The organism is Azospirillum mesophilum, assembly GCF_053470405.2.
Genome location: NZ_JBPXMQ020000005.1, coordinates 169305 through 182916 on the forward strand (window position 1 = coordinate 169305; position 13612 = coordinate 182916).

At 64.9% G+C, this 13612-nt stretch carries 12 protein-coding genes and 1 tRNA gene; 11 read left to right on the forward strand and 2 right to left on the reverse strand.

Going from position 1 to position 13612, the window contains the following annotated elements; translation table 11 throughout:
• Nucleotides 1-31: 31 nt before the first annotated feature.
• The 7 genes from ACSVC7_RS07935 (at nucleotide 32) to ACSVC7_RS07965 (ending at nucleotide 9112) form a co-directional block, all read left to right on the forward strand.
• Nucleotides 32-493, forward strand: coding sequence for an IS1096 element passenger TnpR family protein (locus ACSVC7_RS07935; protein ID WP_448203594.1), 462 nt, complete (start codon nucleotides 32-34; stop codon nucleotides 491-493).
• A 109-nt stretch (nucleotides 494-602) separates the two neighbouring features.
• The gene (locus ACSVC7_RS07940) at nucleotides 603-2102 is read left to right on the forward strand and encodes a type I restriction-modification system subunit M (protein WP_448203593.1); all 1500 of its coding nucleotides are present in this window, start codon (nucleotides 603-605) and stop codon (nucleotides 2100-2102) included.
• A 7-nt stretch (nucleotides 2103-2109) separates the two neighbouring features.
• Nucleotides 2110-3132: a virulence RhuM family protein gene (locus ACSVC7_RS07945; RefSeq protein WP_448203592.1), complete on the forward strand. Its 1023-nt coding sequence runs from the start codon at nucleotides 2110-2112 to the stop codon at nucleotides 3130-3132.
• The gene (locus ACSVC7_RS07950; RefSeq protein ID WP_448203591.1) at nucleotides 3129-4400 is read left to right on the forward strand and encodes a restriction endonuclease subunit S; all 1272 of its coding nucleotides are present in this window, start codon (nucleotides 3129-3131) and stop codon (nucleotides 4398-4400) included. The genes ACSVC7_RS07945 and ACSVC7_RS07950 overlap by 4 nt, the downstream gene beginning before the upstream one ends.
• A 17-nt stretch (nucleotides 4401-4417) precedes the next feature.
• Nucleotides 4418-7441: a type I restriction endonuclease subunit R gene (locus tag ACSVC7_RS07955; RefSeq protein ID WP_448203590.1), complete on the forward strand. Its 3024-nt coding sequence runs from the start codon at nucleotides 4418-4420 to the stop codon at nucleotides 7439-7441.
• Nucleotides 7442-7445: 4 nt separating this feature from the next.
• Nucleotides 7446-8186, forward strand: a complete 741-nt coding sequence (locus ACSVC7_RS07960) for a M48 family metallopeptidase (RefSeq protein ID WP_448203589.1) — start codon at nucleotides 7446-7448, stop codon at nucleotides 8184-8186.
• Nucleotides 8186-9112, forward strand: coding sequence for a restriction endonuclease (locus ACSVC7_RS07965; RefSeq protein ID WP_448203588.1), 927 nt, complete (start codon nucleotides 8186-8188; stop codon nucleotides 9110-9112). The genes ACSVC7_RS07960 and ACSVC7_RS07965 overlap by 1 nt, the downstream gene beginning before the upstream one ends.
• Nucleotides 9113-9121: 9 nt before the next feature.
• On the opposite strand, the gene ACSVC7_RS07970 is transcribed toward ACSVC7_RS07965, so the two are convergent.
• Together ACSVC7_RS07970 and ACSVC7_RS07975 are read right to left on the reverse strand one after the other, a co-directional pair.
• Nucleotides 9122-10825: a DUF6538 domain-containing protein gene (locus ACSVC7_RS07970; RefSeq protein WP_483508172.1), complete on the reverse strand. Its 1704-nt coding sequence runs from the start codon at nucleotides 10823-10825 to the stop codon at nucleotides 9122-9124.
• Nucleotides 10807-10882: transfer RNA gene (locus ACSVC7_RS07975), tRNA-Ala, on the reverse strand. The genes ACSVC7_RS07970 and ACSVC7_RS07975 overlap by 19 nt, the downstream gene beginning before the upstream one ends.
• Nucleotides 10883-11076: 194 nt before the next feature.
• Between ACSVC7_RS07975 and ACSVC7_RS07980 the strand changes: the two genes are divergently transcribed.
• From ACSVC7_RS07980 to ACSVC7_RS07995, 4 genes are read left to right on the forward strand one after another with little or no spacing between them, the layout of a single operon-like run.
• On the forward strand, nucleotides 11077-11361 hold the full coding sequence (locus tag ACSVC7_RS07980) for a YggT family protein (RefSeq protein WP_448203587.1): 285 nt from the start codon (nucleotides 11077-11079) through the stop codon (nucleotides 11359-11361).
• A gap of 11 nt (nucleotides 11362-11372) precedes the next feature.
• Nucleotides 11373-11705: a DUF167 domain-containing protein gene (locus tag ACSVC7_RS07985; protein ID WP_448203586.1), complete on the forward strand. Its 333-nt coding sequence runs from the start codon at nucleotides 11373-11375 to the stop codon at nucleotides 11703-11705.
• The gene (gene folD / locus ACSVC7_RS07990) at nucleotides 11698-12603 is read left to right on the forward strand and encodes a bifunctional methylenetetrahydrofolate dehydrogenase/methenyltetrahydrofolate cyclohydrolase FolD (protein WP_448203585.1); all 906 of its coding nucleotides are present in this window, start codon (nucleotides 11698-11700) and stop codon (nucleotides 12601-12603) included. The genes ACSVC7_RS07985 and folD overlap by 8 nt, the downstream gene beginning before the upstream one ends.
• Nucleotides 12600-13592 carry a magnesium transporter CorA family protein gene (locus ACSVC7_RS07995; RefSeq protein ID WP_448203584.1) on the forward strand — a complete coding sequence of 331 codons (993 nt, stop codon included), beginning with the start codon at nucleotides 12600-12602 and terminating at the stop codon, nucleotides 13590-13592. The genes folD and ACSVC7_RS07995 overlap by 4 nt, the downstream gene beginning before the upstream one ends.
• The last annotated feature ends 20 nt before the right edge of the window (nucleotides 13593-13612 follow it).

A 13612-nucleotide genomic window follows, 5' to 3' on the forward strand; every position in this document is an offset into this window, starting at 1 on the left:
CGGGCCGCCGCACCGACAGGAGAGTAACGCCATGGCCGAAGCCGCCACCCACATCGTCCGGGCCGCCCTTCGGCCCAAGCTCTACCGGGACATCGAGATCCCGAGCGACCGCTCCCTCTACGACCTCGCCGAGGCCATCGTCCGGGCCTACGCCTTCGACATGGACCACGCTTTCGGGTTCTTCCCCAAGCTCACCGGGAACATCTACGACGCCAAGCCCCGGTACGAACTCTTCGCAGACCTAGGGGCCGATATGGGCGAGGGCGGTGACTCCCTCAGCGTCAAGAAGACGACGGTGGCCCAGGCGTTCCCGAAGGTCGGAAAGGCGATGACGTTCCTGTTCGACTACGGGGACGAGTGGCGGTTCCGGGTCGAGGTCCTGGCCCTCGGCGAGCGGGAGCCACGCAAACGCTACCCGAGGGTGGTCGCGTCGGTCGGCAAGGCCCCGCCCCAGTACCCGGACTCCGACGACGATTTCGACGAGGAGGACTGAGCCGGCCACCCTGCCGCAGTCCCGCTTCCGGTCAACGCCGTTGCCTGCCGCACCCGGTCTGATAGAGTGCCGCCGCTTTGCACACTTTTGAAGAGACGTTGGGCTCGCGATGGCCGTTCTGACCCTGGACCAGCTTGAATCCCATCTGTGGAAGGCCGCCGACATTCTCAGGGGCTCCATCGATGCAGCGGATTACAAGCACTACATCTTTGGGTTGCTGTTCTATAAGCGGCTCTGCGACGTGTGGGAGGAGGAATACGAGGAGCGGATGGCCAAGTACGGCGACGCCGCTCTGGCCGCCGACCCGGACGAGCACCGCTTCCACATTCCCGAGGGACGGTTCTGGAAGGACGTACGGACGCACACGACCAACATCGGCGAACAACTGAACGCCGCGTTCCACGCCATTGAAGACGCCAATCACCGCCTGCGGGGCGTCTTCCAGGACGTGGACTTCAACAACAAGGAACGGTTCCCCGACGCGTCGCTTGAGAAGCTGCTTCAGCATTTCGAGAAGCATCGCCTCCGCAACGCCGACGTGGAGCCAGACGTTTTGGGGCAGGCGTATGAATACCTGATCGAGCGGTTCGCCGACGATTCCGGCAAGAAGGGCGGAGAATTCTACACGCCGAAGATGGTGGTGAGGCTGCTGGTGGAGTGCCTGCGGCCCGAGGAAGGCACGTCGATCTACGATCCGACCTGCGGATCGGGTGGCATGCTGCTGGAGGCCTTCCACCATCTGGAGCGGCAGGGCAAGAACGCCCGCAGCCTGACCCTGTGCGGGCAGGAAAAGAACCTGAACACCTGGGCCATCGCCCAGATGAACCTGTTTCTGCACGACATCCAGGACTTCGACATCGCCCGTGGCGACACGCTGCTGGATCCGAAGCATCTGACCGGCGACGGCACCAAGGCGATCCGCACCTTCCACCGGGTACTGGCGAACCCGCCCTTCTCCCTAAAGGACTGGGGCCACGAGGTGTGGAGCAAGGGCGACCGGTTCGGCCGCGACTGCTACGGCTGCCCGCCCAAATCCTACGGCGACCTCGCCTTCGTGCAGCATATGGTCGCCAGCCTGCGGCAGGACGGCATGATGGGGGTGGTGCTGCCCCACGGCATCCTGTTCCGCGGCGGGGCGGAGGGCCGTATCCGCGAGGGCCTGTTGAAAGACGACCTGATCGAGGCGGTGATCAGCCTCACCCCCAACCTCTTCTATGGGGCCAGCATCCCCGCCTGCATCCTGATCATCCGCAAGTCGAAGCCGAAGGACCGCAAGGGCAAGGTGCTGTTCGTCAACGGGGCCGAGCAGTTCATCGAAGGCAAGGCCCAGAACCACCTGTCCGACGCCAACGTCGCCACGCTCGCCCAGGCGTATCACGACTATGCCGATGTGGACCGCCTCGCCCGTGTGGTGCCGATGGCGGAGATCGCCGGCAACGACCACAACCTCAACATCAGCCGTTATGTCCACCTGACCGAGGAGGAGAAGGATCTGGACGTGGCCGAGGAGGTCCAGAAGCTTCTGGAGTTGCGGGAGCAGCGGGACGCCGCCGAGGCCCGGATGATGGGGTTCTTGCGGGAACTCGGCTACCTGCCGGACGGGGCGTGAGGACGCCATGCCGGACAGCAACGTCATTCTCTATCGGACCGACGACGGAAAGGCCGAGTTCCGGCTTGCCACGACGGACGGATCCGTATGGCTCAGTCAGGCCGAGATCGCCGACCTCTACCAGATCACGCCGCAGGCGGTGACGCAGCATGTGAAGGGGGTCTATGCAGAAGGCGAACTGACCGAGGAGGCAACCTGTAAGTCCGACTTACAAGTTCGAACCGAGGGGAATCGCCGGGTCCAGCGGTCCATCCGCCTCTATCGCCTGGACATGATCCTGGCCGTCGGCTACCGCGTCCGGTCACCGCGGGGCGTCCAGTTCCGGCAATGGGCGACGGCGACGCTGGCCGAGTACCTGGTCAAGGGCTTCGTCATGAACGACGAACGCCTGAAGAACCCTGGCGGCTGGGATTATTTCGACGAACTGCTCGAACGCATCCGCGACATCCGGGCGTCGGAGAAGCGGTTCTACCAGAAGATCCGCGACCTGTTCGCCCTGTCGCAGGATTACCGCGACGACCATGGGGCGGCGGCCCTGTTCTTCGCCGAGGTTCAGAACAAGTTGCTGCACGCCGTCACCGGCCACACCGCCGCCGAACTGGTGGTGGAGCGGTCCGATCCCGGCAAGCCCAACATGAACCTGCAAAGCTGGACCGGTGCTCGCGTCCGCAAAGCCGATGTGATTGTGGCCAAGAACTACCTCGCCGCCGGGGAGATCACCGAACTGAACCGCATTGTCACTATGTTCCTCGACTACGCCGAGGACCGGGTGAGCCAGCGGAAGCACCTGACCCTGGACGACTGGCGGGCCTATGTGGACCGCTTCATCACCTTCAACGAACGGCCACTCCTCAACGGGAACGGCCGGATCAGCCATGACGCCATGAAACGCATCGCCCACGACCGCTACGACGAGTTCGACCGGCAGCGGAAGCAGCAGGATGCCATCGCCGCCGACGCCGCGGACCTGGAAGAACTGAAGGCCATCGAGGTCGAGGTGTCGAAGACCTGGAAGGGAAGCGGGCGATGAGGGTGCCGGAGGGGTGGACCCAAACGACCGTTGGTGAGGTTCTTGAGCGGGTAGCAGATCCTGTAGTTGTTGACCCGTCCAAAACCTACCAAGAGATCGGCATCCGGTCCCATGGGAAGGGCTTGTTCAACAAGGAACCGGTGTCGGGGGCCGTTCTCGGCGAGAAGCGGGTTTTCTGGATTCAGCCTGACTGTTTCATCCTCAACATCGTCTTCGCCTGGGAGCGTGCTGTCGGTCGTACGACAGTTGAAGATGTTGGGAAGATAGCTTCCCATCGGTTCCCCATGTACCGGCCCAAAAGTGGTTTGGCGGATGTTGATTACATCCTGTATTTCTTCAAGACTGAGCGGGGAAGAGAGTTGCTTGCTCTCGCCTCGCCCGGTGGTGCTGGTCGGAACAAGACGCTTGGTCAGAAGGAATTCTTGAAGCTTCCACTTTGTCTTCCGCCTCTTCGCCAACAAAGGCGTATTGCGGAAATTCTATCCAGCATAGACGAAGCCATCGCCGCGACGCAGATGGTTATCGAGCAGACTCGCGTGGTCAAGCAGGGTGTTCTAGAGCGTCTGCTAACCAGAGGTATTGGACATACCCGTTTCAAGAAAACCGATATTGGAGAGATCCCAGAAAAGTGGGAGGTCCTACGGCTTGAGTCCGTACTGGCTAATGTCAACACGCCAATGCGAAGTGGTCCTTTCGGCAGTGCTCTCAAGAAGGAAGAACTTGTTGAGTCTGGAATTCCGTTCCTTGGCATCGATAACGTGCATGCAGAACAGTTCGTGTCAAAATACAAACGTTTTGTGACCGAAGAAAAATTCAACGAGCTTCACCGATTTGCGGTTCGCCCCCGCGACGTGATGATTACGATCATGGGGACGGTGGGCCGATGCTGCGTAGTCCCTGCGTCCATTGGGCTCGCCTTGTCGTCCAAGCATGTGTGGGCAATGACCCTTGATCAAAGGCGTTGCATTCCTGAACTCGTATGTTGGCAGTTGAACTATGCCCCTTGGATTCTAAAGGAATTTGAACGATCAGCCCAGGGCGGTGTGATGGGGGCTATCAACTCAAGCGTACTCCGGGAACTGCAAATACCAGTTCCGCCTTTAGAAGAGCAGAGCCGTATTCTCGGCGTGTGGTCAAGATTCCAAGACGCTCTGAAGGCGGAGGACGACAAACTCGGCCGGCTCATTTCCATGAAATTCACCCTGATCTCCAATCTCACAACCGGCCGGAAACGGCTGCCCGTCAATACTTTAGCCGCCGCCGAATAAGGCACAGGAGCAGCACCGTGGCCCAGGGCATGGAATGGCACCTCGCCGAGCAACCCACCATCGCCTGCCTTGAGGCCATGGGCTACCGCTTTGTCCCGCCGGAGGAGCATGCCGGTCTGCGGGACGGCGAGAATCAGGTGCTGTTCCGCCCCCACCTTGTCGAGGCCATCCAGCGAATCAACGGCGTCTCCCTGGCCGACGCCCAGGCCGCCTACGCCGACCTCGTGTCGGTCAACGACAACGAAGTGTGGCTCAAAAAGCTTCGCGGCGATTTCAGCCGCCCGGTGCAGGGGGAGGGGACGCGGCGGACCCTGCGGGTAGTCGATTTCGCCAACCCGGCCAACAACCGGCTGACCGTCACCCACCAGTTCCGCGTCAAGGCCGAACGGACCCGCATTCCCGACGTGGTGGTCCACCTGAATGGCATCCCGGTGGTGGTGATCGAGTGCAAGAGCCCGATCAACCACAAGGACAAGACCGGCGAGGCGTTCGACCAGATCCGGCAGTATGAGCGGGACATCCCCCGGCTGTTCCTGTCCAATGTCTTCAACATCGTCACCGACGGCACCAACTGCCTCTACGGATCCACCGGCAGCCCGTCGAAGTTCTTCGCGGCGTGGCGGGACCCGTGGCCCCGCCGGGAGTCCGACTTCACCGACGAGTTGTCCAAGGGGCTGTGGTGCCTGCTGGAGCCGTCCCGCCTGCTCGACCTGATCGCTCACTTCGTGGTGTTCGAGAAGACCGAGGAGGGAATCGTCAAGAAGATGTGCCGCTACCAGCAGTTCCGGGCGGTCAACAAGATCGTCGAGCGGGTGGTGGAGAACCGGCACGGGCGGGGGCTGGTCTGGCACACCCAGGGGTCGGGCAAGTCGCTGACCATGGCCTTCGCCGCCCTGAAGCTGAAGACGCACCGGACGGTGGACTCGCCCGAACTGACCAACCCCAACATCCTGGTGCTGACTGACCGGGTGGATCTGCACACCCAGATCACCACCACCTTCACCGCCTGCGGCCTGCCGAACCCGACCGACATCGGCAGCATCCGCGATCTGCGGACCCTGATGGACGGCAAGACGGACGGGTTGATGGCGTTGTCGACCATCTTCAAGTTCCAGGGGTCCGAAGAGGCGGTCGCGAACTCCGCCACCTGGATCGTCATGGTGGACGAGGCCCACCGCACCCAGGAAAAGGACCTCGGGGCCTTCCTGCGGAAGACTCTGCCCGACGCCCGCTTCTTCGGCTTCACCGGCACGCCGATCAAGAAGGACGACAAGGACACCTACGCCAACTTCGGCGTGGTCGGCGAGGGCTATCTCGACAAGTACGGCATCGACGACGCCGTAGCCGACGGGGCGACGGTGCCGATCTACTACACCGGCCGCAAGACCGACTGGCACATCGACGAGGCCAAGATCGATATCCTGTTCGATCAGTGGTTCGCCGACCTGCCCGACGACAAGCTGGCGGAACTGAAGAAGCGGGGCGTGACGGTCGCCGATCTGGTCAAGCACCCGAAGCGGATCGCCCTGATCGCCTACGACATCTGGACCCACTTCAAAGAATACGCCCGCCCCGACGGCTTCAAGGCCCAGGTCGTCGCCTTCGACCGCGAGGCGGTCATCCTCTACAAGCGGGCCTTGGATGCGGTCATCGCCGCCGATCTGGCTGCCGAGGGCATGCCCGCCGAGGACGCCCAAGCGATGGCGGCGAACATGTCCGCCTGCGTCTACTCCTCATCGCAGGAGGACGCGAAGCCGAGTGAGGACGAATACACCCAGTCGATCCGCGACGGCCTTGTCGCCCACTATCTGGACGACAAGGCCGAGATCGACGTGAAAAAGGCGTTCGGCAAGAAGGGCGTCCGGCCGGACTTTCTGATCGTCTGCGACAAGCTGTTGACCGGGTTCGACGCCCCCGCCGAGTCCGTGATGTATCTCGACAAGCCGCTTAAGGAGCACGGCCTGCTCCAGGCCATCGCCCGCACCAACCGGGTCGCCGACGCCCGCAAACGGAACGGACTGATCGTCGATTACATCGGCGTGTCGGCCCATTTGGACAGGGCTTTGGCCTCCTATCGGGCCGACGATGTCCGCAACGCCATGCGGGATCTGGATGACCTCCGCAACCAGCTTCGGGCCGCCCACGCCGCCGTGCTCCACATGATGAAGGGGGTGAAGCGGGCCGGCGGGCGGATCGACAAGGACAGCCTGAAGGCCGAGTTCGACCAGCTTGTCGCCCGGCTGAAACCCGACGAGACCCAGTGGATCGAGTTCCGCAAGGCGGCCCGCGAGTTCGTCGGCCTGTACGAGGCCGTCAGCCCGGACCCCTGCGTGCTGGAGTTCACCGCCGACCTGAAATGGGTGGCCCTGTTCCTCCAGTACGCCACCCAGGCCATCGAGAAGCGGGAGGCGTTCGACCAGCGGTCCTACAGCCGCAAGATCCGCGACATGCTGGAACGCCACCTCGACGCCACCGGGCTGAGCGTGACGGTGAAGCTCCGCCACATCACCGACCCGGAGTTCTGGGAGGACTTCAAGGTCGAGGGCAAGACGGAGGACGATCTCAAAACGGCGGCAATCCGCAAGACCACCGAACTTCGCAAGGTCGTCTACGAGCGGCTGGGCCAGAACGCCCACCAGTACGGCAAATTCTCCGACCGGCTGCGGGAGTTGCTGGGGAAGCTGGAGGGTGCCCAGCTTTCCTGGGCCGACACGCTGAAGATGGCGGAGGACCTCGCCAAGGACCTGGAGGCCGAGGCGACCGCCCATGAGGAGGCCGGGATGTCGCAGGGGGCCTATGGCATCCTCCAGGTCCTTCTGGCCTTCGAGGCCGGTGAAGGAGCGGATGGGCTGGCGGAGCGGATCGCCGCCCTCTACGAGGACGATGCGACCGCCCCGCGGCTGTGGCAGGAGAAGGAGGGGCTGCGGAGGTCGCTGCGGCAGCAGGTCCGCGGCTTGGCCCACGAATTCGGCCTGGGGAACCTCAAGGAGGTCTCCGAACAGGTCGAGGAATTCGCCCTCAAGCAGTTCGCCAAGGTCTGATCCCATGCCCATGCTGACGGTCGGCAGCGTCGAGATCCCCTATGTCCTGCATCGCTCCGACGCGGCGACGCGGGCACGCATCACCGTCACCCCGGACAGCGTCGAGGTGGTCGTGCCCACCGCCGCCACCGAGGATGAGATTGCCGGCGTGCTTCATCGCCGCCGGGCATGGCTGTACGAGCAGACCCGCCACATGGCCGAGCGGATGGCCCGCTCCAACGCCGTCCGGCGGTTCGTCAGCGGGGCCAAGATCCCCTACCGGGGCCGGCTCATGCGGCTGCGGGTCGAGCCGAGCGACGATACGCTGGTGAGCGTCGCCTACCGCAACGGCTTCTTGGTCGGCTGCCCGCGGTCCGTGGCTCTCGCCTCCCACGACGACCTGATCGAGTCGGCCTTGCGGCTGTGGCTGAGGAAGCGGCTCCGCCAGGATGTCGCCGACCTCGTCCGCCGTCACGGCGAGCCGAACGGGCTGAAGCCCAGAGATGTCCGGGTCAAGGACCAGAAGCATGTCTGGGGAAGCTGCGGGATCGACCGCGTCGTAAACCTGAACTGGCAGTTGGTCTTCGCCCCCCGGACGGTGCTGGAATACGCGGTGGTCCATGAACTCTGCCACCTGCGGCACCGCACCCACGACCGGGCCTTCTGGGGGCTGGTCGGAACCATCGTGCCGGACTGGGAGGCCAGGAAGGTGTGGCTGGACCAGAACGAGCATTTCCTGACGTTGCGACGCGTGGAGCCGACCTGATGGCCATTCCCGATTTCCAGACCCTGATGCTCCCCGTCCTGAAGGCCGCCGCCGGGGGTGGCGAGGTCCGCATCGGCGATGTGGTTGACCAGCTTGCCGACGTGTTCGCGTTGACCGACGATGAGCGAGCCCAGCTTCTGCCGTCGGGCCGCCAAACGACCTTCGCAAATCGGGTCCATTGGGCAAAGAGTTACCTGACCAAAGCCGGTCTGGTGGACCTCACCCGGCGGGCACATTTCCGCATCACGCCGACCGGCCGGGACGTGCTGAACTCGCCGCCGGAGCGGATCACCATCCGGTTCCTGGAGCAATTCCCGAGCTTCAAGGGCTTCCGTGATGGCGAGGCCGGGACGGCTGAGGTTGCTGAGAGTGCCGAGGTCGTGCTGCCGGTCGCCGAGAGCCCCCTGACCCCCGACGAGGTCATGCGGCAGGCCCATCTGCGGATCGAGGCGTCGCTGGCGGAGGAAATCCTCCAGCGGGTGCGATCCGGCACGCCTGCTTTCTTCGAGAAGACCGTGGTCCACCTGCTGATCACCATGGGCTATGGCGGTTCGGTCACGGAACTCGACAAGGCTCTAGTCGGGAAGTCCGGCGACGACGGAGTGGACGGCGTCATCGACCAGGACCCGCTCGGGTTGGACCGGGTCTATGTCCAGGCTAAGCGGTACGCAGATGGCAACACCGTTGGGGCGGGGGCGATCCGCGATTTCTTCGGCAGTCTGAACCTGTTCAAGGCGACCAAGGGGCTGTTCGTCACGACCTCCACCTTCACCGCGTCGGCCAGGGAGACGGCCGACCGGCTGGGCACCCGCATCGTGCTGATCGACGGCATCCAACTGGCCAAGCTGATGATCCGGCACGAGGTCGGCTGCCGGATCGAGGAGACCCTGCACATCAAGAGGGTGGACGAGGACTTCTTCGAGTAGCAACCGGGCCTACGCCGGGAACGGGGCGAGCATCAAGTGGCCAAGGTCCAGTTCCGGGTAGCGGACCTTGGAGATTGCCTCCAGAAGGGTGGATGCCCGGAACCCCCGGCCATAGAACTCAGCACTTTCCGAGCCCATGTCGCCGTTGTCGCCGGCCCAACCGCCAAGAGCCAGGGCAAGCTCACGGTCAACCCGAGCCTCCCGGAGAGCATCGCGGAAATTGTGACGGAAGCTGTGGAAGCAAGTTCGACCAGCCGATGCTCCTGCTTTTTGAAGGAAGCGGCGGAACCACTTTGAAAAAACGTCGGAATAATATCCGGTTTTTGCCGGAAGTAGTTCCGGAAACAGTTTAGCGTTCCTCTTCCGTCGCTGCTCGCTGACGTAGTCTTCGAATCCCGCCGCGAGCAGTGTCGGATGGACCGGGATGACCCGCTCGCTGCTGCCGGTCTTGAGCCGCTTGTCGTCGGTCCCCTTGATCGCCTCGGCCGTGACGACGAAGCACAGGGTGCCGTCGATCACACGGACATCCTCGGTGTTCATCTGGCAGATCTCGTTGAGCCGCATGCCCGAAAACAAGCCGATCAGCGGCACCCAGAAGCGTCCCCGCCGGGGACGGGCCTCTCCGGGCTTGGCGTAGCCGTAGTCGTCGTCCTGGCAGCCGGTGTAGAGCGGGGCGGTGAAGATCGCTTGAAGCTGCTTCGGGGTGAACGGCTGCCGCTTGTCCTTGCGGTTGGTCGTGTCCACGACGCCAAGTCCCTTCGCGGGATTCCGGTCGATGAACCCCTCGTTGACCGCCCAGGTCAGGAGAGCGGACAGCTTCGTCATATAGCCGTTCACGGTCGCGGGGCTGAGGCCGGACGCTTTGCCGGCATCGCGTGTCTTCTGGGCGATCTCGCGGGCGGTCAGGTTCGGATACCGCTTGGTCGAGTTGGGCGGCAGCCACCGGAGGGTATCCATAACCTCGCGGCAGGTCTCCCGGCCGATGTCGGATACCGGTGTGTCTTGTCCGATGATCTCGATCAGCAGCCCGAACACGGTCTCGTAGGCCAGGACGGTCTTGCCGGACCGGATGACGCCAGGATCGGCCATGTAGGCGTCATAGACCTGCTGGATGGTCTTCGCCTTGGCGGGCTCGGCAGCGGGCACAGCCGCCTCTTTGGCGACCTGTTGGGCGGCCTGGAGTTTTTCGGCGATGCGGCTGGCCAGCAGGTCCAGGTCGATGTGGATGGCAGGGCCGGTGGGATCGGGCAGGACGGCGTCGGCCGTCACCGAGGGGGCGGGGGGCGGTCGGCAGGCCCTGTCGCACGCGGCGTGGGCCGGGTCGTCCCCGGTGCCCCCACGGGCCGCCTCGAATTCCTGCTCGATCTCGAAGGCCGCTTTGCAGGCCGCCCGGATGGCGTCGGGGTAGCTGCTGGTCCTGAGGGATCGGTTGATGTGCGTCCGGCCCAGCACCGCCTGGAGGTCGGCTGGAACCCGCGTCCGGAACTGCCACACGGCTCCCCGCAGCCACAGCCCTGTGGGACGCCGCCTGGGCGACAGGGATGTGCGACACCCTGGGCGGGCAGAAACGGCGGATTTTGAAGGGGATGGAGGCGATTCGGTCGACGCCGCGTGCGACAGGGCGGTGTCACACCGCGGGGAATTCCGCCGCTTCCGGGCGAATTCCTGTGTCGCATCAATGTCTTGAGGGTGATTGGTGGAGCCGAGGAGGATCGAACTCCCGACCTACGCATTGCGAACGCGTCGCTCTCCCAGCTGAGCTACGGCCCCACACACCGTTACCGGCGTGCGGCGGATAATGGTGATGCGGACGGGGCCTGTCAAGCCTTCTGAACGACACGAAACTGCAACCTTTGGCGACGGCGCGGAACGGCGCGCGCAGGCCCGCCGCGCGGCACTGGACAGGCTTCACCGCTTGTGCTTAGGGTGCCCCGCAAAATCGGACAAAATGGGACGGGCCGGGCATGATTGCGCTGTACCTGCTGATCGACACCGTTCTCGACATCTTCACATGGCTTCTCATCGCCTCGGCGGTGCTGAGCTGGCTGGTCGCCTTCAACGTGGTGAACACGCGCAACCGCGCGGTCTACGCGATCGGCGACTTCCTGTACCGCGTGACGGAGCCGGTGCTGCGGCCGATCCGCCGCGTCCTGCCGAACATGGGCGGGATCGACATTTCCCCGATCGTCCTGATCCTGCTGATCTATTTCATCCGCAACCTGATGCTCCAGTACTGGCCGCGGTTCTGACGGGAAAGGTCATGCCCGGTCTTCTGGAGGCGGTGGCGGACGGCGTCCGGCTGGCGGTGCGGGTGACGCCCAAGGCGTCGCGCAACGCCATCGCCGGACTGGCCGACACCGCGTCCGGCGACAAGGCGCTGAAGGTCACCGTCACCGCCGTGCCGGAGAACGGCAAGGCGAACGAGGCGGTGGTGAAGCTGCTGGCGAAGGCGTGGAAACTGCCCAAGACCAGCCTGACGGTGGTGGCCGGGGCCACCGACCGGAACAAGATTCTGCACGTGGCCGGGGAGCCGGCCGAGCTGATGCGCCGGCTGACGGCGCTTGTGACGACTTCGGAGGGTACCGATGGCTGAGGCGAAGATCATCGACGGCAAGGCGTTCGCGGCCGGCCTGCGGGCGCGCGTCGCGGAGGGCGTGTCCGCCCTCAAGGCCAGCCACGGCGTCACCCCCGGCCTCGCGGTCGTGCTGGTCGGCGAGGACCCGGCCAGCCAGGTCTATGTCCGCTCCAAGGAGCGCGCGCTGGTCGAGCTGGGCATGAACAGCTTCGACCACCACAAGCCCGCCGACCTGAGCGAGGCCGACCTGCTGGCCCTGGTCGACGCGCTGAACGCCGATCCCGCCGTGCACGGCATCCTGGTGCAGCTGCCCCTGCCCAAGCACATCGACACCGCCAAGGTCCTGGCCCGCATCGTGCCGGAGAAGGACGCCGACGGCTTCCACGTCGTCAACGCCGGCCTGCTGGCCACCGGCAGCCCCGGCGCCATCATCCCCTGCACGCCGCTGGGCAGCCTGCTGCTGATCCGCGACGTGCTGGGCAATGACCTGAAGGGCAAGCGGGCGCTGGTGCTCGGCCGCTCCAACATCGTCGGCAAGCCGATGGCGCAGCTGCTGCTCCAGCAGGACTGCACGGTGACCGTCGCCCATTCCCGCACCGAGGATCTGGCCGGGGAATGCCGCCGCGCCGACATCCTGGTGGCCGCCGTCGGCCGGCCGGAGATGGTGCGCGGCGACTGGATCAAGCCGGGCGCCGTGGTCATCGACGTGGGCATCAACCGCGTTCCGGCGGCTGAGGAGGGCAAGACCCGGCTGGTTGGCGACGTGGCGTATGACGAGGTCGTGAAGGTCGCGGGCGCCATCACCCCGGTGCCGGGCGGCGTCGGGCCGATGACCATCGCCTGCCTGATGCTGAACACGCTGACCGCCGCCTGCCGCGCCGCCGGCGCCCCGGTCCCCGCCGAGGCCCTTGCATGATCACGGTCCACGCCCGCGTCGGCGGCCGCGTCGTCGAGCAGCCGCTCGGCCTCGGCGACCCGCTGCCGCTTGGCACGGTCTGGATCGACCTGCTGCGCCCGGACGAGGCGGAGCGCGCGCATGTGGGCGCCGCCACCGGCTGCGACCTGCCGACGCGCGAGGAGATGAAGGAGATCGAGGCGTCCAGCCAGCTCTACACGGAGGGGGAGACGCTCTACCTCACCTCCTCCGTCATCGCGCGGGCCGACACGCCGTACCCGGAGCAGGGCGAGATCACCTTCGTGCTGACGCCCCGGCACATGATCACGCTGCGCTACACGGAGCCGCGCTCGGTCGCCACCTTCGCCGCCCGCACCATCCGCCAGCCGGAGCTGCTGGCGAGCGCGGAGGACGCGCTGCTCGGCATCCTCGACGCGGTCATCGACCGGGTCGCCGACGTGCTGGAGCTGATCGGCGGGCGCATCGACAACCTGTCCACGCGCATCTTCACCGAATCGCTGGACAGCGGCGGCTTCGGCCGCGCGGCCAAGAAGCCGGACGAGTTGCAGGACGTGCTGCGCGGCATCGGCCGTGCCGGCGACCTGACGCACAAGGTGCGCGACAGCCTCGCGGGCCTGGACCGGCTGGTGGCCTTCCTCGCCTCCGTCTCCGCCGGGCGGCTGACGAAGGAGCAGAAGACCGCGCTGAAGACGCTGACGCGCGACCTGCGCTCGCTGAACGAACACGCCGGCTTCCTGGCGCACGAGGCGAACTTCCTGCTCGACGCCACGCTGGGTCTCATCAACATCGAGCAGAACGCCATCATCAAGATCTTCTCGGTGGTGGCCGTGGCGCTGATGCCGCCCACGCTGATCGCGTCGGCCTATGGCATGAACTTCAAGCACATGCCGGAGCTGGATTGGGAGTTCGGCTATCCCATGGCGGTGGTGCTGATGGTGCTGTCCGCCGTCGTGCCGCTCTGGTACTTCCGCCGGCGCGGCTGGCTGTAAGGCTTCCAACCGAGCGAATT